General features: G+C 70.6%; 20 protein-coding genes and 1 pseudogene. 14 read left to right on the top strand and 7 right to left on the bottom strand.

From position 1 onward, the window contains the following. Positions 1–37: 37 nt before the first annotated feature. Together panD and D7V88_RS01375 are read right to left on the bottom strand one after the other, a co-directional pair. Positions 38–430: an aspartate 1-decarboxylase gene (panD, locus tag D7V88_RS01380; RefSeq protein ID WP_120538764.1), complete on the bottom strand. Its 393-nt coding sequence runs from the start codon at positions 428–430 to the stop codon at positions 38–40. A 118-nt stretch (positions 431–548) separates the two neighbouring features. Next, positions 549–1,391 (bottom strand): LEA/WHy family protein, encoded by an 843-nt coding sequence (locus D7V88_RS01375; RefSeq protein WP_120538763.1) that lies wholly within the window; start codon positions 1,389–1,391, stop codon positions 549–551. A gap of 136 nt (positions 1,392–1,527) precedes the next feature. Here D7V88_RS01375 and D7V88_RS01370 point away from each other — a divergent pair, with 136 nt between their 5' ends. From D7V88_RS01370 to D7V88_RS01350, 5 genes are all read left to right on the top strand, one after another. Then, a complete protein-coding gene (locus D7V88_RS01370; protein ID WP_372241061.1) occupies positions 1,528–3,093 on the top strand; it encodes an alpha/beta hydrolase in 1,566 nt (521 codons plus the stop codon). An 18-nt stretch (positions 3,094–3,111) separates the two neighbouring features. Further along, positions 3,112–3,846, top strand: coding sequence for an ABC transporter ATP-binding protein (locus tag D7V88_RS01365; RefSeq protein ID WP_120538762.1), 735 nt, complete (start codon positions 3,112–3,114; stop codon positions 3,844–3,846). Further along, on the top strand, positions 3,843–5,015 hold the full coding sequence (locus tag D7V88_RS01360) for an ABC transporter permease (protein ID WP_120538761.1): 1,173 nt from the start codon (positions 3,843–3,845) through the stop codon (positions 5,013–5,015). The genes D7V88_RS01365 and D7V88_RS01360 overlap by 4 nt, the downstream gene beginning before the upstream one ends. A gap of 103 nt (positions 5,016–5,118) precedes the next feature. Further along, positions 5,119–6,192 carry a DUF2804 domain-containing protein gene (locus tag D7V88_RS01355; RefSeq protein ID WP_120538760.1) on the top strand — a complete coding sequence of 358 codons (1,074 nt, stop codon included), beginning with the start codon at positions 5,119–5,121 and terminating at the stop codon, positions 6,190–6,192. Between the two features lie 234 nt (positions 6,193–6,426). Further along, entirely contained in the window at positions 6,427–7,431 is a 1,005-nt protein-coding gene (locus tag D7V88_RS01350; RefSeq protein ID WP_147448561.1) for a hypothetical protein, read from the top strand. Here D7V88_RS01350 and D7V88_RS01345 read toward each other — a convergent pair. The 3 genes from D7V88_RS01345 to D7V88_RS01335 all read right to left on the bottom strand — a co-directional run bounded on the left by D7V88_RS01345 (position 7,423) and on the right by D7V88_RS01335 (position 11,927). After that, positions 7,423–8,781, bottom strand: a complete 1,359-nt coding sequence (locus D7V88_RS01345; protein WP_120538758.1) for a DUF6986 family protein — start codon at positions 8,779–8,781, stop codon at positions 7,423–7,425. The genes D7V88_RS01350 and D7V88_RS01345 overlap by 9 nt on opposite strands. 16 nt (positions 8,782–8,797) lie before the next feature. Beyond that, positions 8,798–11,350: a M1 family metallopeptidase gene (locus D7V88_RS01340; protein ID WP_120538757.1), complete on the bottom strand. Its 2,553-nt coding sequence runs from the start codon at positions 11,348–11,350 to the stop codon at positions 8,798–8,800. Between the two features lie 64 nt (positions 11,351–11,414). After that, the gene (locus D7V88_RS01335) at positions 11,415–11,927 is read right to left on the bottom strand and encodes a hypothetical protein (RefSeq protein ID WP_120538756.1); all 513 of its coding nucleotides are present in this window, start codon (positions 11,925–11,927) and stop codon (positions 11,415–11,417) included. Between the two features lie 143 nt (positions 11,928–12,070). On the opposite strand from D7V88_RS01335, the gene D7V88_RS01330 reads away from it, so the two are divergent. From D7V88_RS01330 to D7V88_RS01315, 4 genes are all read left to right on the top strand, one after another. After that, positions 12,071–13,159: a hypothetical protein gene (locus D7V88_RS01330; RefSeq protein WP_120538755.1), complete on the top strand. Its 1,089-nt coding sequence runs from the start codon at positions 12,071–12,073 to the stop codon at positions 13,157–13,159. A 265-nt stretch (positions 13,160–13,424) separates the two neighbouring features. Next, complete coding sequence (locus tag D7V88_RS01325; RefSeq protein ID WP_147448560.1) at positions 13,425–14,108, top strand: CHAP domain-containing protein; 684 nt, start codon at positions 13,425–13,427, stop codon at positions 14,106–14,108. A gap of 12 nt (positions 14,109–14,120) precedes the next feature. After that, entirely contained in the window at positions 14,121–15,092 is a 972-nt protein-coding gene (locus tag D7V88_RS01320) for a transglycosylase domain-containing protein (RefSeq protein ID WP_341870646.1), read from the top strand. Positions 15,093–15,227: 135 nt separating this feature from the next. Continuing rightward, complete coding sequence (locus D7V88_RS01315) at positions 15,228–16,076, top strand: lectin-like protein (RefSeq protein WP_120538752.1); 849 nt, start codon at positions 15,228–15,230, stop codon at positions 16,074–16,076. Positions 16,077–16,127: 51 nt separating this feature from the next. Here the strand turns inward: D7V88_RS01315 and D7V88_RS01310 are convergent, their stop codons facing one another. Further along, a complete protein-coding gene (locus D7V88_RS01310) occupies positions 16,128–17,084 on the bottom strand; it encodes a polysaccharide deacetylase family protein (RefSeq protein WP_120538751.1) in 957 nt (318 codons plus the stop codon). 27 nt (positions 17,085–17,111) lie between these two features. After that, positions 17,112–17,594 carry a MauE/DoxX family redox-associated membrane protein gene (locus D7V88_RS01305; protein WP_120538750.1) on the bottom strand — a complete coding sequence of 161 codons (483 nt, stop codon included), beginning with the start codon at positions 17,592–17,594 and terminating at the stop codon, positions 17,112–17,114. Between the two features lie 95 nt (positions 17,595–17,689). Between D7V88_RS01305 and D7V88_RS01300 the strand changes: the two genes are divergently transcribed. The 5 genes and pseudogenes from D7V88_RS01300 to D7V88_RS01285 all read left to right on the top strand — a co-directional run bounded on the left by D7V88_RS01300 (position 17,690) and on the right by D7V88_RS01285 (position 22,973). Beyond that, the gene (locus D7V88_RS01300) at positions 17,690–18,616 is read left to right on the top strand and encodes a LysR family transcriptional regulator (protein WP_120538749.1); all 927 of its coding nucleotides are present in this window, start codon (positions 17,690–17,692) and stop codon (positions 18,614–18,616) included. A gap of 312 nt (positions 18,617–18,928) precedes the next feature. After that, positions 18,929–20,314 (top strand): bifunctional lysylphosphatidylglycerol flippase/synthetase MprF, encoded by a 1,386-nt coding sequence (locus tag D7V88_RS01295; protein WP_120538748.1) that lies wholly within the window; start codon positions 18,929–18,931, stop codon positions 20,312–20,314. A gap of 310 nt (positions 20,315–20,624) precedes the next feature. Beyond that, entirely contained in the window at positions 20,625–22,214 is a 1,590-nt protein-coding gene (gene istA / locus D7V88_RS01290) for an IS21 family transposase (protein WP_120538747.1), read from the top strand. A gap of 76 nt (positions 22,215–22,290) precedes the next feature. Continuing rightward, a pseudogene (locus tag D7V88_RS45435) lies at positions 22,291–22,431 on the top strand (ATP-binding protein); the annotation flags it as partial. Between the two features lie 47 nt (positions 22,432–22,478). Then, positions 22,479–22,973: an ATP-binding protein gene (locus D7V88_RS01285; protein WP_279635969.1), complete on the top strand. Its 495-nt coding sequence runs from the start codon at positions 22,479–22,481 to the stop codon at positions 22,971–22,973. The last annotated feature ends 125 nt before the right edge of the window (positions 22,974–23,098 follow it).

Raw genomic sequence — 23,098 nt, 5'->3', positions numbered from 1 at the left:
AGGGCCGGCAAAAGGAGCCGGACCCCGGGGGCCGTCCTCAGGCGATACGGCGCGCGGGGCCGGGGATTTCCTCGGTGATGCCGGGAACCACCCGATTCTTGCCGTCCACGAACACCACCGTGGGCTTCCAGGCGGTGAGCTCCGCCTCCTCGACCTCCGCGAAGGTGGCCAGGATGACCAGGTCGCCTGGCTGGTTGAGGTGCGCGGCGGCGCCGTTGATGCAGATGACGCCGCTGCCGGACGGACCCTCCAGGGCGTAGGTCTCCAGCCGGGTGCCGCGCGTGACGTTCCACACCGCGACCTTCTCGAACGGGAGGATGTCCGCGGCCTGGAGCAGGTCGCGGTCAATGGTCACCGACCCCTCGTAGTCGAGGTCGGCCTGGGTCACCGTCGCGCGGTGGATCTTGGACTTGAAGAGGATACGGCGCATGGCGGGGGGGCCCTCTGGAAGCGGCGCAACCGTAACGGCTCCCCCGTCCGAGGACAACATCCCCGGTGGGCCGCGCACCGCCTGCTCCCCTGCAAGCCCCCCACCCTGGGGCGCCTGGCTACTTGGTGAAGTTGACCAACTGGCTCAGGTTCAGGGGCACGGACTGCGCGTCCGAGGTCAGGTTGCCCGTCATGCTCACCTGCGCGTTGCCGCCCGAGCGCAGGGCCATGGCCGCCGACGCCGCGCTCGCGAAGTTGATGGTCAAAGGCAGCGTCACCTGCTTCGTCCCGCTGCCTTCGAGCATGCCCAGGTTGCCCGTGGACAGGGTGCCCACGTTGGCGCCCGCCACCTTGATGGCGCCGGTGATGCCCGCCACCGGCAGGGGGAAGCTGTTGCGGTTGGTGATGGAGAGGGGGAACTGCACCGTGGCCCCACTCAGCGTGACATTGGTGATGCGCGGGGACTGGAACTGCACCTGGGGAATCTTGGGCACCGGGAACGTGCCCTCCTTCTCCAGCGGGAACTTCAGCACGCCCAGCGGCGTCTGGATGCCCAGCGTGCCCTGCGCCTTGAAGGCCGCCGCGTCCTTGTTGAGGAACGTGGTCACCACCGGCGCGATGTCCGCGAACTTCACGTTGGCTGGGAAGACGAGCTCGCTCTTGCCGTTGGACTTGAGGGCCAGGCCGTTCTTCGGCTTGCCCGCGACCAACTGCTTGCCCTCCACGAAGAAGGCGTAGTCCACCGACGCCAGCTTCAGGCCCAGGCTGTTGGGGTTGTCCACCTCGTACACCAGGTCCACCGTGGCATCCGACAGCGACGCATTCGCCAGCCGCGCCGTCTTGAACTTCATCGTGGGCTTCTTGAAGGCGCCGCTCAGCAGGCTCTGGAGCGCGGCACAGCCGCTGAGCATGGTGATGGACAGGGCGAACAAAACCAGGAACGCGCGATTCTTCATGGGCATGGGCGTAGCAGAGGACGCACCCCGGGCGCGCGGGATTCAATCGCGTCCAGGACCGGGCCTCCGGCGGCGAGGGTGCACCTTCCGCACACCAGTGGTATGCGGCCAGGGACTCCCCCGCGCCGGAGGTTGGCCCGCCGTGACAGGTGGCATCTTCTCTCACCCCCTCGCCACCTCCCCGGGAGCGCCCGCCGGGCTCCCGCGTGGACCGTGGGCGCTCTTCGCGCTGACGGCGCTGCTGGCGCTCGCTGGCTGCTCCCGCCCCTCCAGCGGTGCCACCATGGATGCTCCAGGAGGCGCTGGAACGGCCTCCGCCGCGATGCGGCGCATGGCCCTGAAGCCGTGCCGCCTGGACGGGGTGGCCGCGCAGACGCTGTGCGGCACGTTGGAGGTCTTCGAGGACCGGGCCGCCGCGACGGGACGGAAGATTTCGCTGCGCGTGGTGGTGGTGCCCGCGCTCGCATCGCAGCCCAAAGAGGATCCGCTGGTCTTCCTGGCGGGCGGCCCCGGCCAGGCGGCCTCGCGCACGCGCATCCTGCCCGCGCTGGAGCGGATCCGCCGTCAGCGCGACATCATCTTCGTGGATCAGCGCGGCACGGGGGATTCGCACCCGCTGGACTGCGAGGCGCTCAATCCGTCACGCGTGTCGCTGGCGGAGCGCTTCGCGGACCGCGAGGACGCGGACGTGCTGCCCCAGTGTCGCAAGGGCTGGGAGGCGGACGAGCGGCTCTACACCACGTCCATTGCGATGGACGACCTGGACGACGTGCGCGAGGCGCTGGGCTACGCGAAGGTGAACCTGTGGGGCATCTCCTACGGGACGCGCGCGGCGCTGGTGTACATGCGCCAGCACCCGGACCGCGTGCGCACCGCCATCCTGGATGGCGTGGCCCCCATGGGGCAGTACCTGCCGCTGTACGCCGCGCGCGACGGCCAGCGCGCCCTGGACCTGCTGCTGGAGGCGTGCACGAAGGACACCGTCTGCGCGACGGCGTACCCGGACCTGAGAGCGCGCACCGAGGCGCTGCTCGCGAAGCTGGACGCCGCCCCCGCGAAGGTGCGCCTGCCCCATCCGCGCACGGGCGTGACGGAGGACTTCGTGCTCACCCGGCGCGTCTTCACGGCGGAGTTGTTCGCGCTGCTCTACAGCCCGGACGTCGCGTCGCTGGTGCCGCTGATGCTGGACCGCGCGTCGAAGGACGACTGGACGACCTTCGTCGCGCTGTCGCTGGGCCTCACGGACGAGGTGGCTCGCACCACCAGCCGGGGCATGTTCCTCGCGGTGGTGTGCGCGGAGGACGCGCCCTTCTTCACCGTGGAGGATGCCGAGCGCGAGGCGAAGGGAACGTGGTTCGGCTCGCGCATGGCCATGGATGTGAAGAAGGCGTGCGCGCAGTGGCCTTCCTCCACCGTGCCGAAGAGCTTCCGCGCGCCGGTGGTGTCGGACATCCCCACGCTGCTGTTGTCCGGCGAGTTGGATCCGGTGACGCCGCCGCCCTGGGGTGAAGAGGCGAAGCGAACGCTGTCGCACAGCCTGCACGTGGTGGTGCCGGGGCTGGGACACAACACGGTGGGCGCGGACTGCGCGCGCTCGCTGATGGCGGAGGTGCTCACGCGCGGCAGCGTGGAGGGCCTCACGCCCGACTGTGGGAAGGGCCTGAAGCGGCCGCCCTTCTTCACCTCCTTCGCCGGCCCCGTGCCGTAGGTCAGGAACCGTGCGCCCATGATTGAAGCCAGGAACCTGCACAAGCAGTTCGGCAAGGTGACGGCGGTGGAGGACGTGACGTTCACCGCGGAGGACGGCGTCATCACCGGCCTGCTGGGCCCCAACGGCGCCGGCAAGACGACGACGCTGCGCATGCTCTACACGCTCATCCGCCCCGACAGTGGCACCGCCACCGTGGACGGCGTGGACGTGGCGAAGGAACCGGAGAAGGCCCGGCGCGCGTTGGGAGTCCTGCCGGACGCACGCGGCCTCTACCCGCGCCTCACCGCGCGCGAACACGCCCGGTACTTCGGCGAGCTGCACGGGCTGTCCGGCGCCACGCTGGACGCGCGCGTGGAGGAACTGGTGGAGCTGTTGGACATGAAGGACATCGCGGACCGGCGCACGGAGGGCTTCAGCCAGGGCGAGCGCGTGAAGGTGGCGCTGGCGCGCGCGCTGGTGCATGGGCCGCGCAACGTGCTCTTGGACGAGCCCACCAACGGGCTGGACGTGATGGCCACGCGGTCGGTGCGCACGCTCTTGCGCAGGCTGAAGGCGCAGGGCTGCTGCGTGGTGTTCTCCAGCCACGTGATGCAGGAAGTGGCCGCGCTGTGTGACCGCATCGTGGTGGTGGCGCGGGGGCGGGTGGTGGCGGACGGGACGGCGGACGCCCTGCGCGCGAGCACCGGCAAGGACAGCCTGGAGGAAGCCTTCGTGAGCGTGATTGGCAGCGAGCAGGGGTTGCGCGAATGAGGCGGCTCGTCGGGACGGTGCTGCGCAAGGAAGTGTACGACCACGTGCGCGACCGGCGGACGCTGGCCTCCGCGTTGATTTTTCCGCTGTTGGGCCCGCTCGTGTTCCTGGTGATGTTCAACGTGATGGCCTCCTGGTACCGGCAGGACCGGCCGCTGGAGATGCCGGTGGTGGGCCGCGAGCACGCGCCCAGCCTGATGGCCTTCCTGGAGCGCTACGGCGCCAGACTGTCGGAGGCGCCGAAGGACTACGAAGCGCTGGTGCAGGCCGGCAAGCTGGACGTGGTGCTGGTGGTGCCGGACGACTACGCGCAGGACTTCGCCGAAGGGCACACCGCGGCGGTGCGGTTGGTGGTGGACAGCTCGCGCAACAAGGCGCGCCAGTCCGTGCAGCGCGCGCAGCGGATGCTGGCGGTGTACTCGCAACAGACGGGCAGTCAGCGCCTGTTCGCGCGCGGCGTGTCACCGGAGCTGGCGGTGCCCGTGCGCGTGGATGAGCTGGACCTGTCCACCCCGGAGAAGACGGCGGCCACGGTGCTCACCACCATCCCGCTGTTCCTGGTGATGGCGGCGTTCGCGGGCGGCATGCAGGTGGCCAGCGACACCATGGCGGGGGAGCGCGAGCGCGGTTCGCTGGAGCCCCTGCTGCTCAACCCCGCCCCTCGCGGCGCGGTGGTGGCGGGCAAGTGGCTGGCCACGTGCGCGATGGCGGCCACGGGCGTGGTGCTGTGTCTCTTGGGATACTTCCTGGTGGTGAAGCGCGTGCCCCTGGAGGACCTGGGCGTGCGTGCCCGGTTCGACGCGCCGGCCGCGATGGGGATGCTGGCGGCGGTGCTGCCGCTGGTGCTCGCCGCGTCCGCCGTGCAGATGTGGGTGTCCACATACGCACGGTCGTTCAAGGAGGCGCAGACGTACCTGTCGCTCCTGATGGTGCTGCCCACGCTGCCGGGGATGATGCTGGCCCTGTCGCCCATCCAGACGCAGACGTGGATGTTCGCCGTGCCGGTGCTGGGCCAGGAGATGCTCGCCGCGGAGGTGATGCGCGGTGAAACATTGGGGCCGGTGCCCTTCCTGCTCGCGCTCCTGTCGTGCCTCGCGGTGGCGGTGGTGGCCCTGCGCTTCACCACGCGGCTGTTGTCCCAGGAGCGCATCATCTTCGGCAGGAGCTAGCAGGCAGGCTCGCGGCGGCAGGCTCCCCGCGAGTGTCTTCGGGGTGCCGGTTGTCATCCTGTTCGCGTGACAGGGGCGGCGAAGTGCCGTCCAATGACACGTGATGACGCCCGAGCGAGAAGTCGATGCCCTCCTGCCCCTCGCCCCGACGTCGGTGGCCTCCTCGCAAGGGGAGCCCCGGTTCGGGACGTATCAAGGGGAACTGCCCGAAGTGGACCTGCCCCGCCTCTTGGGGAAATGGGCCCCGGGGCGCACCACGCGCCTGCTCAAGCGCAAGCGCTGGCACTACACCTTCGTCGCCACGCAGGAGGTGGCGGCGCTCTTCGCGGTGGTGGACCTGGGCTACACGGCCAACGCCTTCGCGGTGGCGGTGGACCTCCAGGAGAAGAAGCCCCTGTGCGACGTGAGCTTCCTGGGCGTGCCCGGGCCGCTCGCCGAGGTGAGCGACAAGCCGGGCGCGGGCCTCACGGCGGCGTTCCGCACGCTGGGCGGCAAGATGTCCGTCAAGCGCGGCGAGGCCGACGAGCGCTACCAGGTGGAGGTCGACGTCAGCCGCATGCGCACGCAGTCGCTCCAGACCTTCCAGTGGAAGGGCGAGCTGCTGGTGGCGGGTGGCCCTCCGGCGCTCACCGTCATCGCGCCGGTGGCGGGCGACGGGCTGGTGAACGTCACCCAGAAGCGCAGTGGCCTGTTGGCCTTCGGCAGCCTGGAGGCGGGCGGCAAGCGCTTCCGGCTGGACGGCGGCGTGGGCGGCATGGACTACACGCAGGGCTATCTGGCGCGGCACACCGCCTGGAGATGGGCCTTCGCGGCGGGCCGGCTGCCGGACGGCACGCCCCTGGGCATCAACCTGGTGGAGGGCTTCAACGAGGGTGTCACCGAGGCCAACGAGAACGCCGTCTGGCTGGGAGACAAGCTCTACCCGGTGGGCCGCGCGCGCTTCGAATACAACGCGAAGGAGCTGCTCGACCCCTGGCGCATGACGACGGACGACGGCGCGGTGGACCTGCGCTTCAAGCCCATCTACGTGCACCGCGAGGAGCGCAACTTGCGCCTCATCGTCAGCCACTTCGCCCAGCCCGTGGGCTTCTTCGAGGGCACCGTGCGCGTGGGCGGCCGTGAGTTGGCGGTGTCCAACGTCCCGGGCGTCAGCGAGGATCAGGACATGCTCTGGTAGGTGCGGAGCTGGCCGCGTTGATGCGCGGTCTGTCCCGGCTGGAGGCGGCCGTGCATGTGCGTGGCGCGAAGCCTTGACGCCGTCGCCATGATTCAAGGAAGCACCGGGCGCGCGCTGTAGGCTTGCGCCCTTGTCTGCCTTTGAGGAGGACCTCGCGCCATGTCCTGCCCGCACTGTGGTCAGCCGCTGCCTGAAGACCCTCCGTCGCGGACGTGTCCCCATTGTGGCCGGACCGTGACGCGGGCCGGGGACGCGCCGGATTCGCCGGTGATGGATGACGTGGCGCAGAAGGCGCAGCGGGCCGTGGACTCGGCGGGCCGCGCGGTGCAGGGCGTGCTGGATGACCCCCGGCTGCGCGAGCGATTGCCTGGGGGCTCGCTGCCGCTGCTCGGCGCGGGGCTGGTGTCGGCGGCGGTGCTGGTGCCGGTGCTGCCCTTCGTGGGCGGGGGCCTGGACCTGCCGTGGGCGGTGTTGATGCTGGTGGCGGCGGGGATGCTGGGAGCGCGCGAGTGGAGCGCTGCGGGCAGGCCGCTGCCGGATGCGCTCAAGCCGGTGGTTTCGTGGGCCGCGCATCCGGCGTTCCTGCCGATGTTCACCGCGCTCACGGTGACGCAGGCGTTCCTGTCGCTGGGGCTGGGCGTGGCGGCCCTCTTGTGGGTGCTGGCGGCGCTGGTGGTGGGCTCCGTGCAGTGGCGTGCGTTCCGGCTGTCGTCCGCGGCGCAGGCGGAGCTGCCCCGGCGTCCGGCGGAGGTGCGGCTGAAGCGGTGGGTGTTCGCGGGCGTGGCCGCGTGTGCGCTGGGCCTGCTGCTGCCGTGGAGCGCGTGGTCCGGTTCGCTGGTGCCCACGGCGTATCTGCACCGCGAGCGCACCATCACCGTCGACGACAACTTCGGCCGGGAGATCCACGACGACAATCAGTGGAGGTTCAACACGCTGGTGTCCCCATCCACGCGAGGTGGCGGCAGTGGACGGGGCCGGATGGGCGCGACGGGCGTGTTGTTGGGGTTGCTGGCGCTGGGCGTGCTGGGGTCGGTGCGGCGCGCGCGTCAGGCGGTGCCCACGGTGGTGGCGCCGGTGCTCGCCGGGCTCATCACCTTCTGGGCGTTGACGGGCCTGTCGGCGAGGCCCGGACCGTGGCTGTTCCTGCTGGGCATCCTCGCGGTGGACGTGGCCGTGGCGCGAGAGTGGTTGGGGCACCGGGGCGCGGCGCCCCCTCCAGAGCCTCCGGCGTCAGCGTGACGGGGTGGCGCGGGCCTCGACGATGGCGCGGAAGGAGCGGCGGTGCAGCTCCTCCAGCGTCAGGCCGGTGGCGCGGACCTCTTGCTCCGTGAGGGCGCCGCACGCGAGTCCGCGCAGGAAGAAGTTGAGCAGGCCCTGGCCGGTGGCGGCGTCGTCGAACACGCCCCCGAGCATCGTGGCCTGGGCGGCCTTGTCCACGAACGCCTTGAGGCGCTGGGACGACGGCTCCAGGCCCTCCAGGAAGAAGGCGTAGACGGCGGCGTAACGCACGGGGAGCTGGGCGGGGTGCAGGTCCCAGCCCTGGTAGTACGCGCGCTCCAGCGAGTGGCGCGTGTTGCGATAGGCCACCTGCCACGCGCGGTGCACGGCGTCGGTGTTCTCGCGTCGCTGGGTGGGGAGCAGCGGGGTGTCGCCCTGTTTGCGGTGCGGGCCCACGGGCATGACGGTGGTGGCACCGTCGGACAGGCGCACGCCGGTGCCGGCGAGGAGCACCTGCACGGTGTCGCGCAGGTAGTCACAGGCGGGGTGGAGCATGCCCTGCACGTGCGCGCTGACGTTGAGGGCGGCGGTGTAGTCGTAGGAGCCCAGGTGCACGTGGGAGCAGCGGCCCTCGCCCGCTTCCACGAGGGAGCGCAGGTGGGGCCGGCCGCGGGCGTCGAAGAGGGCCTGGGGCGTCTCCACCATCAGCTCCAGCATCAGCGCGCCGGAGGGGAGGCCGTGGACGGACTCCAACTCCGATAGCAGGTGCGCCAGGGCGGTCACCTGTTCGGGCACGGTGACCTTGGGCAGGGTGACGACGAAGGACGGCGGGAGCCTGCCGCCGGTGTGCTCCAGCAGGGCGGTGACGAAGAGGTCCAGGGTGCGGGAGGCGCGGGCGTACAGCTCCTCCGTGAAGGACTTCACGCGGATGCCGATGAACGGGGGCAGGGTGCCCTGCTCCAGGCCGCGAGCGACCTCCTGGGCGGCGGAGACCGCGTGGGCATCCTCCTCGGCGTCGGGGCGGTGGCCGTAGCCATCCTCGAAGTCGAGGCGGAAATCCTCCACGGGCTCGCGCTCCAGCTTGTCCACGACGCGGGCGTAGACGCGCTGGGCGAAGCCGCCGTGCTGGGGCAGGCCCAGCCCATGGGCGAGCTGGGCGCCGTCCGCGGCGTGGTCACGCAGGGCCGCGAGGGCAATGTCGCCCATCTTCCGCGCCGTGTTGGCACGGAAGAGGTGGGCGCCGCCGTACACGGTGTGCACCGGCTGGCGCTGCGGGGATTCACCCGGGTACACGCGGGCGAACGCCGTGTTGGCGCGGCGCAGGGCGTCGCGGGAGGCAGCGGAGCGTTCGGGCGTGAGCGTGGTCTTCATGGGCTGCCGGATATCATCATGGCCTGCGCTTCAGCCACGCGGACACCTCTGGGGACACGCGCTCGCGCAGCGCCACGTCCTGCGTCAGCCGCTCCAGCGTCTGCGCTGTGGCCTGCTGCGCCTCCGGGACCGGGTTGGCCTGGAGCAGGGCCTTCACCTGCTCCAACTGCTCTCGCGTGCGCAAGAGGCCCAGGCCTTCCACCACCCGGCGCAGCAGCATGGGCGCCGCGCCCGTGCGCGAGACCAGGTCCTTCCAGCGCGCCTGCAGCTCCTTCCACCACGCGTCGCGGCCGGTGCGGTTGCCCAACAGGCCCGTCGCGAAGCTCGCCACGTCCTGCGTCTTCACCGTCTCCGAGAACAACAGCGCCTGCGCCCGCTCCGTCAGCTTCGGATCCTCGAAGGACGTGAGCGCCATCAGGTAGCGCCGCTGCGTCGCGGGATCCGGCTCCGTCGGCATCCGCTTGAGCAGCTCGTCGAACAGCGCCGCGTCGCCCGCCCGCGCCACCATGCCCACCGCCGTGTCCAACAGGTTCGCGTCCAGCGCCGTGGTATCCCCCTGGAGCATCCTCGCCACCAGCGGCCGTGCCTCCGCCAGCGTCTCCGGGCTGCGCGCCAGTCCACCCACCGCGCGCACCAGCGCCGCGCGGCGCAGCCGCACCCGGTCCTCTTCTCCCTTCACGGACTGCCAGCCCAGCTTCTTCAGCCCGCCGCCGAGCAGCGACTCCACCCACCGACGGAAGCGCTCCTGGTCCTCGCCCTCCGTCAGCCGGTTCTCGATGTACCCGAGCCGCCCGATGAGCTCGTCCAGCACCGCCTCGTCCTCCTCGTCACCGAAGCGCCCCGCCAGGTCCAGCAGGTCCGCCACCGGCGCCTGCCCCGCGCGCACCAGCGCCCAGGTGTCCGCGAGCAGCGAGATGCGCTCCGACGGCGCCAGCGTCCCCAGGTGCGCCGTCAGCTTGTCCAGCACTGGCTTCTCGTACGCCACCCGGTAGAAGCCCGTGGAGCCGCCGTTCGCGCACAGCCACTTCACCTCGCCCGTGCCCTCCAGCGTCACCGTCGTGCTCGAGTCGCGGAACAGCACGCGCTGCTCCCGCACCCCCGCGCCGTCCTCGAAGCGCAGCACCATGGGCACCGGCCACGTCTCCGGGCTCTTCACCCCCGGCTCCGAATAGAGGCGCCGCTGCGTCAGCTCCACCTTGCGCCCCTCCACCTTCACCGACACCAGCGGGAAGCCGCTCTGGCCAATCCACGCCGTCGCCAGCTCCGACACCGGCTGCTTCGCCGCCTCCCCCAGCGCGTTCCACAGGTCGTCCTTCACCGCGTTCGCTCTCGCGTGCTTGCGCATGTACAGCCGGATGCCTTCGCGGAAGGGGCCCTCGCCCAGGAACCCTTCAATCATCCGCAGCACCGCGCCGCCCTTCTCATACGTAATCGCGTCGAAGCTCTCACCGGCCTCGCCCGCGTTGCGCACCTCGCCGTGGATGGGGTGCGTGGACTTGAGCGCGTCCAGCGCCAGCGCGCTCGCCCGGTGCGCGTCGAAGTCCAGCCACATGCGCCAGTCCGGCCGCCACTGGTCGACAATCTTGAACGCCATCCACGTCGCGAACGCCTCGTTGAGCCAGAGGTCGTCCCACCACACCATCGTCACCCAGTTGCCGAACCACTGGTGCGCCAGCTCGTGCGTCACCACCTCCGCCACCCGCTTCTGCACCGACAGGGGCGCGGTGGCCGGGTCCAACAGCAGCGCCACCTCGCGGAAGGTGATGAGGCCGGCGTTCTCCATCGCGCCCGCCTCGAAGTCCGGGATGCCCACCTGGTCCACCTTGCCAAAGGCATATGGCAGCCCGAAGTACTCCTGGAGCCGGGGCAACACCTGCAGCGCCGCGTCCTGGCCGAACTTCGCCAGGTGCGCCTTCTCCTTCAGCGCCCACGTGCGCACCGCCACGCCTTCGACCGTCTCCTCGGGCGTGCCGACGAGCGGACCCACCACCAGCGCGATGAGATAGGAGCTGAGCAGCTCCGTCTCCTGGAACGTCACCTTGCGCAGCGCCCCGTCCGCCTCGTCCTTCACCACCTTGCCGTTGCCCAGGACCGTGTGGCCCGGGGGCACGCGCACCGTGAGGGCCCAGTGCGCCTTGAAGGCGGGCTCGTCGAAGCAGGGAAACAGGCGCCGCGCGTCCGCGGCCTCGAACTGCGTCGCGGCCACCTGACCCGCCGCGTACAGGCCTCGCAGGCCGTCGGAGAAGTGCCCCGTCCACAGCACGTCCAGCGTGGCGGCGCCCGCGGGCAGGGGAGCGTCGAAGGTGAACACCACGGTCTCGCTCAGCGGCACCACGCGCGCGGACGCGGGCTTGCGCGTGTCATTGCCGGAGCGGAAGGTGACCTCGCCCAGCTCCAGCGCGTTGGCGTGGAGGATGATCTCCGTCGTGGGCTGGGACAGCTCCAGCTCCACGCGCTCTTCGCCCGTGAACGCGCGGCCCTCCAGGTCCAGGGTCACCGTCGCCGTGTAGCGGCGCGGACGGAGGGTGGTGGGCAGGCGGAAGTTCTTGTCGTCGGTGGGATGCGCCATAGGGGCGCGAATCTAGCGCCGGCCGCGCCTTGTGCTCGCGCTCCATTTCCCAGTGTCCGCCGCTTCACGGCGATTCGGCCTTGGGCACCGGGGGGACGAGCTGCCGGAAGAGGCTCGACTCCCGCTGGAAGAATCCCTCTGTGTGGAACGAGGCGGACAGCTCCAGCCAGAGGAAGTCCAGGTGATGACAGAGCTCGTGCAGGAACGTGCGCAGGTACGTGCGGAAGGCCACCACCCGCCCCCGGCGCGCGGTGCGCCGCCACACCTGGATGCGGGGCCGCTGCCCGGGCGCCCAACTGTAGAGCCCATGCAGCTCTCCCGCGTCGTCCGAGGGCCGCGTCTCCAGCACCTCTACCGCCACCCCCGGCACCCCCAGCTTCCGGGTCAGCGCCTCGCCCAGCGCCACCGTCGCATCCTGCAGCGCCTTCAGGTCCCCGGACCCCAGCGCCTCGCGCACCGCGTCCACCCGGGGCCGCAGCGTGGTCGGGGCCCGGAGCGGCACCTCCGTGACGGCGTCGCTCTGGCGGTAGAGCCGCTGCTCGGCCGGTGACAGCCGCTGGTAGTAGGCGAAGCGCACCGGGTGGAGTCTAACCCCGCCCCGACGGGGAGGCCGTACATTGGCCCTGGAGCACCTCCACCGGGCGACACCGTCGTTGGCCCGCGAGCATCCCGGAGCGGCGCGGATGGCCTTGCCCGCGGCGCTCACGCAGACTGGCGGGCATGGTCTCCCGTCTCTTCCACGTGGTCCTGCTGGCGTTGGTCACCGTGCTGGGGTTGTCCTTCGCGAACGCGGTCTCCGGCGTCTCCGTGCGCGGGTTGGAGCGGCTGTTGGACATGGCGGTCTATTCGCCGCTGTCCTGGGGGGAGTCGGTGGTGGCCCGGCGGCTGTTGGAGTGGTGGGCGCTCGCGCTGACCGGGGTGCTGTTGGGTGTCCTTCAGTCGCGCGTGTTGCGCAAGGCGGGCCTCCAGGCGTCCGGGTGGGTGACGGTGACGGCGCTGGGCCTCGCGGTGGGGCTGGTCGGCTCTCGCGCGCTGGCCACGAGCCTGGGCGTGTCGCAGGCGCTGGCGCCCCTGGGGTTGGGGGTGGTGATGGGTCTGGCGCAGTGGTCCGTGCTGCGGCGCGAAGCCCATGGCGCGGTGGTGTGGGTGGCGGCCTGCGCGGTGGGCTATGGCCTGGCCGGGCCGGCGGCGGCCTGGGGCGAGCGCACCCGGCGGGCGGCCCAGGCGGCGGGCCAGTTCCGTCAGGTGTCCTCCATCTCCTGGACGGCGCAGGGCATGGCGGTGGTGGCGCTCGCGTTGTGCACGGCCATCGGGGCCGCGTTCATCCTCGCGAGCCTGCGCACGCAGGTGCTGCCGGGGCCTCGCTCGCGGATGCCCGGCGCGGTGGCGCAGTGGGCGGTGCTGGGGCTTTTCCTGCCGCTGCTGATCACGATGGAGGCCCGGGCGCGGTCGGAGTCCCGGCCACGGGGCCCGGTGTGCGGCTTGCCCTCCGCGGTGCCGTCCCTGCCTCGGGAGCCTTCCTCGCCGCGGCCGCGGAAGCGGGCGGTGGAGGCGCGGCCTGTCGTCGAGACGCCCTCGTCGGGCTCGGGGGTGTACAGCCCTGGATGTACCGCTCGGGGCTGCGGATCGAGCTGGGGCGGTGGTTTCGATGCCAGGGTCACCGAGCGCGTCCAGACGTCTGGCATCGTCATCCCTGATGAGGACCGGGTGGCTCCCGACGATGCGCCGGATGACGTCCTCTACCCCGAGGCGCCGCAGGCCTCCCCTGCCCTCAGGACGCGCCCCCTCCGCATGGGTAGCGTGCCGTGAACGCCGAGGGGTACCAGCAGGCGCCGTTCCCGTGAGCCATGGCGCGACGGGCCCCTTCGGGTCTCGCGAGTCCGCCGCGTCCCCTCCACGCTGAACCTCCGCCAGGGCGCGGAGGGCAGGGCGTGCCGCTGCCGTGGGTGGGAACTTCCTTGCCCACCGCATGCAGGCGCTGTGTGTGTCGCCGTCCTGAGGTGGACACGCGGGGCCCCGTGTGGGGCGGGCACGCCCATTGCTCTATCGCGAGCGCATGGGACGAGGCGTGTGGGTGGGCGCGTTGGTGAGCGCGCTGGTGTGGGGGGGCGCGGCCGAGGCCGCGAACAAGGCGACGGCGACGAAGCGGGCCACGCCGGTGGTGCTGGCGGAGCGGGCGCTGTGGCGGGCGAAGTCCTGGGTGGGGCTGACGACGCTGGCGTCGGTGAGTCAGACGATGAACGACGACTGCTCGGGGATGGCGCGGCTGGCCTTCCAGCAGCGGCGGTTGGACCTGCTGCCCGACGACGTGATGCCGGAGGAGAACGGCGTCACCGCCATCCACCGCAAGGCGCAGGCGCTGGGCATGCTCACGGAGGCGCCCACGCCGGGGGCGCTGGTGTTCTTCAAGGAGACGTTCGACCGCAACCGCGATGGGCTCATCAACGATGGCCTCACGCACATCGGCATCGTGGAGCGGGTGGGCGCGGACGGCACGGTGACGTTCGTGCACAAGTCCGGGGGGCTGGTGAAGCGCTCGCGCTTCAACCTCCTGCAGCCGGAAGCGCGCCGGGATGAGAAGGGCCGCGTGGTCAACGACTGGCTGCGCCGCAAGGGGAAGAAGACGCGCGGCTTCCTGGCCGGAGAGCTGGTGGCGGGTTTCGCCGCAGTGGACGAGCGCTGGCGCTCGCCCGAGCCGCAGCAGCGTCTGGCCTCCGTCCAGTTCGTGAAGGGTGACGCCACGGGCGCCCGGCGCTAGACACGGCTGGCGATGTCCAAGGTCGAAGCCGAAGGTCCGTCCGAAGCCCCGAACTCCGAGTCCGGCTCGGAGCCCGATGCCGCGTCCACCTCCGGCACGGAGTCCCCGGTCTCCAGCGCGAAGCAGGCGACTGGCGCGGAGCCCGTGGCCTCCACGGCCGCGCCATCGGAGGTCCCACCTGGGAAGCCACGGCGTCGACGGTGGGGACGCTGGCTCATGGGCGGCCTGCTGCTCACGGGGCTGGGGCTCACCACGCACACGTACGTCACGCTGCCGGATGCGCGTCCCCTGGCGAAGGAGAACCCCAAGACGACGGCGCTGATGGAGCAGCGGGCGGATGAGGCGCGCGAGGCTGGACGCAAGCCCCGCCGTCGCCAGCAGTGGGTGTCCCTGTCCGCCATCTCCAAGCCCGCGGTGGACGCGGTGCTCCTCTCCGAGGACGCGAGCTTCTACCTGCACGACGGCGTGGACACGGTGGAGCTGGCGCGCGCGGTGGGGCAGGCGGTGGAAGAGGGCAAGCTGGGGCGGGGCGCGTCCACGCTCACGCAGCAGTTGGCGAAGAACCTCTGGCTGTCCACGGACCGCAGCCTGCTTCGCAAGGCGAAGGAGCTGATGCTGGCCCACCGGCTGGAGGAGGCGCTCACCAAGCAGCGCATCCTCACGCTGTACCTCAATGTCGTGGAGTGGGGAAACGGCGTGTATGGCATTGAAGCCGGGGCGCGTGAGCACTTCGGGGTGTCCGCCTCCCAGCTCACCGTGGCCCAGGGCGCGGTGCTCGCCTCGATGCTGCCGTCTCCGCGCAAGCGCTCACCGTCGAGCGGTTCGAGCGCGCTGTTGAAGCACTCCCACCGCGTGGTGCATGCGCTCAAGGTCTACCGCCGCATCAGCGCGGAGCAGGAAGAGGTCGCGCACAAGGAGGTGGACCGGTTGCTCGGCCGCGCGTCCGAGGACACTGGCGACGACGCGGATGAGGACGGTCTGTAGCCCTGGTGGATTCCTTCTCAGCAATAGACGCCTGTAATTGGCGTGAACTCCCAGTGTGCTTGCAAGTGTTCACTCCTGGTGTCATTCTGGCTAAGCCTATTTTTACGGCTAAGTTGGAAATCCAAGGAGTAAAACATGACCCTCCATCCTGCCTCCTGGCGTCCCGCCCTCCTCGCATCGCTGGCCGCCGTGGCGCTTGGCGGCTGTGGCCCCGAGGCCCCGCTTCCGGACGAAGAACCCACGAAGGACGCCCTGGGCGTCACGTCCCAATCCATCTCCAGCGGGGGGCATGACTACCTCTTCGTCCGGACGCCCAAGACGTGGCAGCAGGCGCAGTCGCTCTGCTCGGTGAATGGCTACAAGCTGGTGACCATCGACAACGCCACGGAAGAGGCCTTCCTCGCGGTTCACGAAGCCTACGCCGGCCTGTACAACTGGTGGATTGGTTACAATGACATCGGCACGGAGGGCTTCTTCGTCTGGGACGGCCCGACGTCGTCGTACACGAACTGGTATCCGGGAGAGCCGACCAACAACTCCAATGAGGACTGTGTCGCGGACCGCTTCTCCTACGGGTCGAGCATCCGCAGCGAACTGTGGAATGACGCCCCCTGTAGCATGGAGTTCCCGTTCATCTGCGAGCGCTCCCCGGACCTGACGGCCAACGAGGGAAGCTTCAGCTTCACCGCGACGAATACGGCGTCCGCGACCACCGGGACGACGAACCATGCGGTGGTGTTGTACGCAGGCCAGCTGGTCACGGTGGCCACCTGCGGCGTGCCGGGAGCCACGGGCACCGGTGACACCTACCTGCGGATCAACGACTCCACGGGGACGCAGGTCGCCTTCAGCGACGACGCGGGTGGCGCCTGCGGCTCGCGGTCCAATTTCTCCTTCGTGGTGCCTTCCTCGGGCACGTACACCATTCGCGCCGGTTGCTTCGGCACCACGTCCTGCAGCGGCACGGTCGCGTACAACCACTGAGTCCGTCTTCCGTTGCGTCGCCGGGCCGCCGCCTCGTCAGGGCGGCGGCCTTCAGCTTCCGGCCTGCTCCAGCGTCCAGCGCGCCAGCTCATCCTTCCGCGCGAACCAGACTCCGGGCTGGCGCTGGGCGTAGCGGATGAACTCCTCCAGCATCTTCACGCGCCCCGGCCTGCCGGAGATGCGGTCGTGCATGCTCACGGACATCATCCGGCGGCGTCCACCCGCTTCGGCATACAGCGCGTCGAACTCGTTCTTGAGCTCGCTGGCGAACTGCTCGGCGGTGTAGTTGCGCAACTCGAAGTTGATGATGTCGTTCATGCCCAGTGTGTAGGGCACCACCGCGAAGGGCTTGCCCCGCACGTCCACGACGAAGGGCTCGTCCCGGCTCACGTCATCAATGTGATACAGGAAGCCCAGGTCCTGGAGGATCTCCAGCGTCCGGGGCGTGCCCCGCATCCAGAAGGCATTGAAGCCCACGGGCGTCTGTCCCGTGGCTCGCTGGATGGCGCGCACGTTGGCCTCGTAGGAGGCGCGCTCCTCCTCGGGCGTCATGGAGAACTGGGGCGTCCACGTCTGTCCATGCGCCGCGGCCTCGTGCCCGCGCTCCACGATCTCCTTCGCCAGCGCGGGGTTGCGCTCCACCGCCTGCCCCACCATGTGCGAGGTCACGTGGATGCCCCGCCGCGCGAACATTTCCAGCAGGCGCGGGATGCCCTCCTTCACGCCGTACTCGTACCAGGTGGCCACGGGCAGGTCCGGGTACTTTGGGTCGATGGGAGGGAAAGGACTGCTCGCGCCGCGCTCGGGCTGCGCGCCGGATTCGAACTGGAGGGACAGGGAGATGGCCAGCCGTGCCCCGTTCGGCCAGAAGCCCTTCTTCGTGGAGGCGGCGGGCTCCTTCTTGCCGCGCGGGGGAACTTCCGGCGCGGCTGCGCTCGCGGCGCGTGACATCGCGAGCGCACCCGTGGCCAGGGCGCTCTGTGACAGGAATTGACGTCGGGTGCTCATGGGAGGCTCCAGGGTAGGGGAGGGGATTCAGGACGCCGGATGTGACGTGGCCGCCGTGACGGGCAATCGCAGCCGGTCCAGGGACAGACGGTTGAAGCGGGCGGTGCCCAGCAGCGCGGCGTAGAAGCCGACGTAGAGCATCTGCACGCTCAGCGTCTCCCACTCCCCGCGCAGCGCCGTGCCGAAGACGAGCGCCATCATCAGCAGTCCTCCGGCGGCGAGCACGGGGCGCGTCAGCAGACCGACCAGGAGCAGCGCGCCCACCAGCGTTTCCGCGAAGGGCAGGACGAGCGCGAAGGGGCGCACCAGCGCCGAGGGCATCAAGGAGCCCGTGAAGGCCTTCACCAGGCTGTCGGCGAAGGCCCCGGGGCCGCCCACCAGCCGGAGGACTCCGTGCAGCAGGATGTTGAGGCCCAGGGTGACGCGCAGCAGGGCGTAACCGGCCTCGCCGTCGGTGAGGCCGAACAGGTGTCCGGACTCAGGGGGCGTTCCGGTGGAAGGCGTTCGCATGGTTTCTCCTCCGGGAGCGCGTCGCGCGCGCCCCGTGGTCCTTCTCTTGCGCCGCGCGGTCCGGATTGGGAACGTGGCCTGGAGGAACGACGCCTGTGCCCCAGCGGAAAAGAACGACGCCCCTGCTGTTCGATGAGGTCATGCCCCTGCACGCCTTCGTGCGCGCCGTGGAGGACGGAGGCTTCTCCGCGGCGGCCCGGCGCCTGGGCCTGACACCCTCCGCGGTGAGCAAGCAGGTGGCCCACCTGGAGTCCCGTCTGGGGGCTCGCCTGCTGCGGAGGACCACGCACCACGTGAGCCTCACGGAGGCGGGCAGCCTCTTCTACGAACACTGCCGCCGGGTGCTGTCGGAACTGGAGGATGCCGCGCTGTCGGTGACGGCCCTGGACGAGCACCCCCGGGGGCTGCTGCGCATCGCCGTGCCCGCGGTGCTGGGCGAGGTCCAGGTCGCCGCCATGGCCGCCGCGTTCCAGGCCGCACACCCCGACGTGCAGGTGGACCTGGACGCCAGTGACCGGCTGGTGGACCTGGTGGAGGAAGGGTTCGACGTGGCGATCCGCATCGCGGACGAATTGCAGGACAGCACGCTGGTGGTGCGGCGGCTCGCTCCCGAACAGCGCATCCTCTGCGCGAGTCCCGCGTATCTCCAGCGGCGAGGGACGCCGCGCACCCCGGACGACCTGATGGCGCAGGACTGCCTGGTCTTCAAGCGCGGCCAGGGCCCCATGGAGTGGCAGCTCGAAGTCGCGGGCGGTCGTCGCAGCCTGCGCGTGTCGGGACCCTTCCAGGCCAACAACAACCTCATCCTGCGGCAGGCCGCCCTCCAGGGACGCGGCATCGCCAACCTGCCCGTGTATCTGGTGCGGGACGAGCTGAGCGCGGGCACGCTGGTGCCGTTGCTTCCGGACACCCCGGTGGTCGGGCGCGGCATCTTCCTGGTCCATCCCCACCGCCGGCTCATCCCCGCGAAGGTGCGCGCCTTCGTGGAGTTCTGTCTCCAGGCCTTCGAGCGCTTGCGCTGAACCACGCGCTTCAGCGCCCCCAAGGGAGGGCCGTCCCAGGGAGGCGCTGAAGCGTTGCTACAACCCACCCACCGCGTTCCCAGGTTCGGTACAGGCAACGCATCCGCTCTGGAAAACGGGGACGGGCTTCCATCAGTGCGTTTCACCGGCCCGATTGGATCCATTCACCCGTGCGCTCCACTCCGGGGCAGAGCGCCTCGCACGCCGGGTCTTGAAAGGAGGCCTGTCCGCGAGGCCCCGCTCGGCAGGAAGCTGGGGGAGGCTTTGTCTGGCGGTGGGGCAATGCTGGACGTAGCGTGAACGCCAAAGGACATGACCGCCTCTTCTCCCCCCTCCGCCCCAGGCGTGGAGGACGAACGCGAACGGGTGCTGGCGCTGCTGCGCCGCCACGGCTGGAACGCGACGTCCTTCCAGGTGCTGCAACCGGGCTTCCGCTACTGGTTCGCGCCAGCCGGCGACGGGTGCGTGGCGTACGTGGACACCGGCGGCGCGTGGGTGGCGGGAGGCGGCCCCATCGCCGCGCCGGAGCGGGTGCGGGCGCTGGTGGAGGGCTTCCACCAGGCGGCCCGGAGCGCGGGCCGTCGCGTGAGCTTCTTCGCCACCGAGTCCCGCTTCTCCCAGCTCGTCCCCTTCCACGAGCTGCCCATTGGCGAGCAGCCGGTGTGGGATCCGGCGAACTGGGAGACGGTGGTGCGCGGCAGCCGCAGCCTGCGTGAACAACTGCGCCGCGCCCGGGCCCACGCCGTCCGCGTGCGCGAGGTGCCCGCGGAGGTGATGGAGACGCCGGGACATCCACTGCGCGAGGCGGTGGAGGTGCTGGCCGAGCACTGGCTGGACTCCCGGCGGATGGCGACCATGGGCTTCCTGGTGGGACTGGCCCCGGACGCCTTCGCCCGTGAGCGCAGGGCCTTCGTCGCGGAGGTCGAGGGCCGCGTGGTGGGCTTCCTCTCCGTGACGCCCGTGTTCGCGCGCGACGGCTGGTTCCTCCAGGACCTGCTGCGCGAACCCTCCGCGCCCAACGGCACCGCGGAGACCCTGGTGGACGCGGCGATGCGCGCCGCCGCGGCGAACGGCCGCCGGTACGTGACGCTGGGATTGGCGCCGCTTTCAGGCCCGGTGCGTCCCTGGCTGCGATTCGCGCGCAACGCTGGCCGCCCCCTGTTCGACTTCGAGGGCCTGCGCGCCTTCAAGGCCAAGTTCCGCCCCGACGCCTGGGTGCCCCTGTTCCTCTCCCACCCCTCGGATGAACCGGCTGCGTGGGCTGTCTACGACGCGCTGCGAGCGTTCGCGCGGGGCAGCCTGGTGAAGTTCGGGCTCGTCACCTTGCTGCGCCGGCCCCGCTTCTTCGTGCGCACGCTGACCGCGCTGCTGGTGCCGTGGACGGTGCTGCTCGCACTGCCGTTGAGTGCCCGGTGGTTCCCCTCGCCCTGGGTGCAGTGGGGCTGGGTGCTGTTCGACGCGGGGCTCGTCACGGGCCTGCTGCTCCTGATGCGCCGCTGGCGGGATGGACTGGCCACGCTGCTGGGGCGGCTCACCACCGTGGATGCCTGTCTGACATTGGTCCAGGCCGTGACGTTCAACGCGGCTCGGGCCCGGGGGCCGTGGGACTGGTGCATCATCGCCGCATCGGTGCTCGCCCCCGCCACCGCGTCCGCGATGCTGTTGCGCTCGCGCGACCTGCGGGTCCCCGAAGCGTAGGGCCCGCGCGGCTCCACCGTAACGCCGCGCGCGATTGTAACGGGTCGGGGTAATGGATCGCAGCCGGGTCGGCCAAGCTGTTCGTAGCCGGGGCGGCCAAGCGGATCGGCCCAGGGTCGGCCAAGCGGATCGCCCGCCGGAGAAGAGGCAGAGGCGGTCCGTGCAGGGCGTAGGCGGTCAGAAGAAACGTGGCCAGTGGGTAGGTTGAGAGCCTACCTGGGCAGTCATCCCATGCATCCTCGCGCCCCACCGAGCACCGCCGGAGCGGTGTGCGGAGGGGCGCGCGCGGATGAGTTACCGGAGAGTCGACATGGACAGGTTGAGAGAGCTGGTGCGGCTGCACCGGATGGGGACGGGTGCGCGCGAAGTGGCCCGGCTGTTGAGGATGGGCCCGAATACGGAGCGGGCGTACCGCGCGGCGCTCACGAGGGCGGGGATGCTGGAGGGGCGCCCGGAGGAAGTGCCCGAGTTGGAGACGCTCAAGGCCCTGGTGCAGGAGCACCGGCCTGCGAGGGTGCCCGCGCAGCAGACGTCGTCACTGGTGGAGTGGCAGCCGCGCGTGGAGGCGTGGCTTGCCCAGGGGCTGGGCGCGCGCGCCATCCACGACAGGCTGCGGCTGGAGGTGGAAGGCTTCAGCGCCAGCGACTCGGCGGTGAAGCGGATGGTGCGGCAGCTGCGCAAGGCGAGGGGCGTGAGGGCGGAGGACGTCGCCATTCCCGTCGTCACCGCGGCGGGCGAGGTGGCGCAGGTGGACTTCGGCTACGTGGGGAAGCTGCTGTGCCCCCGGCAGAAGGTGCCAAGGAAGGCCTGGGTCTTCGTCCTGGTACTGGCGCACAGCCGCTACCTGGTGGCGGACATCGTCTTCGAGCAGTCGCTGCCGACGTGGCTGCGGCTGCACGTGGAGGCCTTCGAGCAGTTGGGGGGCGTGGTGCAGACGGTGGCGCCGGACAACTTGAAGGCCGCCGTGCTGAGAGCGGCCTTCACCCCGGACGAGCCATCCGCCCTCAACCGCAGCTACCGCGAGGTGGCGCGGCACCAAGGCTTCAAGGTGGACCCGACGCCGCCGTACGCGCCCCAGAAGAAGGGGAAGGTGGAAGCGGGCGTCAAGTACGTCCAGTCCAACTTCTTCAAGGGCCGCGAGGGGCAGGACGTTGACGTCGTGCGCGCGGACTTGAAGAAGTGGCTGGCGGAGGTGGCCAACGTGCGACGGCACGGGACGACGGGCCGGCGCCCGGTGGATGTCTTCCGCGAGGAGGAGCTGCCCGCCCTCAGGCCCCTGCCCGTGAAGCGCTTCACGACCGTCCTCTGGAAGGCCACGCGCGTCCACCAGGACAGCCACGTCCTCTTCGAGCGGCGCTTCTACTCGGTGCCCTGGCGCCTCGTCGGCAGCGACGTCTGGCTGCGCGTCACCGACGCCAGCCTGGAGGCCTACGCGGACGACGTGCGCGTGGCCACGCACGCCCGGCGCGGCGGTGGCCTCTACAGCACCCACGAGGCGCACCTGCCCCAGCACCGCGCGGACCTGCGCCACCGCAGCCGCGGCTACTGGGAAGAGCGGGCCGCGAGGCTGGGCGAGGACGTCCTCACCTACGTGCGCGCCGTCTTCGACTCCGACGACGTGCTGTCGCAGTTGCGCGCGGTGCAGGCCATCGTCACCCACCTGGAGGGCTTCCCTGCCGAGCGCGCCCAGGCCGCCGCCCGCAGGGCCCACTACTACGGCGCGTACACCTCCCGGGCCATCAAGAATCTGCTGCGCCAGGGACTGGACTTGCAGCCGCTACCCCTGGCGCTCGCGGCCCCGGCGTCGCCCTCTCTTCCTCAGCCGCGCTTCGCACGCAGCGTGGCCGAGCTGCTGCACCCCTCCGTCGTGCCCCAGGAGTCTGAAATTGAGTCCCACTGACGAGCTCGTCCCCCTGCTCAAGAAGCTGCGCCTGTCCGGTGTCCTCCAGTCCCTTCAACTGCGCACCCAGCAGGCGGTGGACGATAATCTCTCTCACTCTGAATTCCTCTACCGCCTGCTGGGCGACGAGGCGGAGCGGCGCGACTCCAAGCAGCTGTCCCAGCGCGTGCGCCGCGCCTCCTTCGAGCACGCAAGGACGCTCGAGGACTTCGACTTCCACTTCAACTCCAGCGTCCCCAAGGCCAAGGTGCTGGAGCTGGGCACGTGCGGCTTCTCCTGGAGCGCCACGACAACGTCCTCATCGTCGGCCCCACCGGCGTCGGCAAGTCCCGCCTGGCCCAGGCCCTCGGCCACCGCGCCTGCCGTGCCGGCTACAGCGCCCTCTACCTGGGCGCCAACGAGCTTCTCCAGCAACTGCGCGCCGCCCGGGGCGATGGCAGCAGCTACGAAAAGCGCCTCGTGCGATTCACCTCGCCCGATTTGCTCATCATCGATGACCTCGGCTTGCGTGGCCTCACCCAGAATGAACCCGCGGACCTCTACGAAGTGGTCCGCCAGCGCTACGAGCGCAAGAGCACCGTCATCACCTCCAACCGCGCCATCGAGGAGTGGCCGCCCCTCTTCGGCGACCCGCTGATGGCCAGCGCCGCCATGGACCGGCTCCTCCACCACTCCCACGTCCTCGTCATCGAAGGCGACAGCTTCCGCAACCCGCCCCCCACCCGACGCCGGAAGTCCTCCTCCCAGGAGGCTCGGTAGTCGCCGGAACCGATCCGCTTGGCCGACCCCACCTCGCCATCGCCGCGAACTCGAACAGCGGCTGCCTGACGAACTCGTCACCCCGATCCGCTTGGCCGACCCTCATGCGGTCCATGACCCCGGCC

The sequence above is a fragment of the Corallococcus terminator genome, from assembly GCF_003611635.1.
Lineage (GTDB): Bacteria > Myxococcota > Myxococcia > Myxococcales > Myxococcaceae > Corallococcus > Corallococcus terminator.
This window is presented reverse-complemented; position numbering and strand designations above follow the sequence as displayed.

Coding starts and splice junctions, on each gene's coding strand:
- D7V88_RS01340 (WP_120538757.1), bottom strand. CDS start 11,350: ATGGCGCATCCCACCGACGACAAGAACTTCCGCCTGCCCACCACCCTC.
- D7V88_RS01315 (WP_120538752.1), top strand. CDS start 15,228: ATGACCCTCCATCCTGCCTCCTGGCGTCCCGCCCTCCTCGCATCGCTG.
- D7V88_RS01355 (WP_120538760.1), top strand. CDS start 5,119: ATGACGCCCGAGCGAGAAGTCGATGCCCTCCTGCCCCTCGCCCCGACG.
- D7V88_RS01305 (WP_120538750.1), bottom strand. CDS start 17,594: ATGCGAACGCCTTCCACCGGAACGCCCCCTGAGTCCGGACACCTGTTC.
- D7V88_RS01320 (WP_341870646.1), top strand. CDS start 14,121: ATGTCCAAGGTCGAAGCCGAAGGTCCGTCCGAAGCCCCGAACTCCGAG.
- D7V88_RS01345 (WP_120538758.1), bottom strand. CDS start 8,781: ATGAAGACCACGCTCACGCCCGAACGCTCCGCTGCCTCCCGCGACGCC.
- D7V88_RS01295 (WP_120538748.1), top strand. CDS start 18,929: ATGACCGCCTCTTCTCCCCCCTCCGCCCCAGGCGTGGAGGACGAACGC.
- D7V88_RS01360 (WP_120538761.1), top strand. CDS start 3,843: ATGAGGCGGCTCGTCGGGACGGTGCTGCGCAAGGAAGTGTACGACCAC.
- D7V88_RS01375 (WP_120538763.1), bottom strand. CDS start 1,391: ATGCCCATGAAGAATCGCGCGTTCCTGGTTTTGTTCGCCCTGTCCATC.
- D7V88_RS01365 (WP_120538762.1), top strand. CDS start 3,112: ATGATTGAAGCCAGGAACCTGCACAAGCAGTTCGGCAAGGTGACGGCG.
- panD (WP_120538764.1), bottom strand. CDS start 430: ATGCGCCGTATCCTCTTCAAGTCCAAGATCCACCGCGCGACGGTGACC.
- istA (WP_120538747.1), top strand. CDS start 20,625: ATGGACAGGTTGAGAGAGCTGGTGCGGCTGCACCGGATGGGGACGGGT.
- D7V88_RS01310 (WP_120538751.1), bottom strand. CDS start 17,084: ATGAGCACCCGACGTCAATTCCTGTCACAGAGCGCCCTGGCCACGGGT.
- D7V88_RS01330 (WP_120538755.1), top strand. CDS start 12,071: ATGGTCTCCCGTCTCTTCCACGTGGTCCTGCTGGCGTTGGTCACCGTG.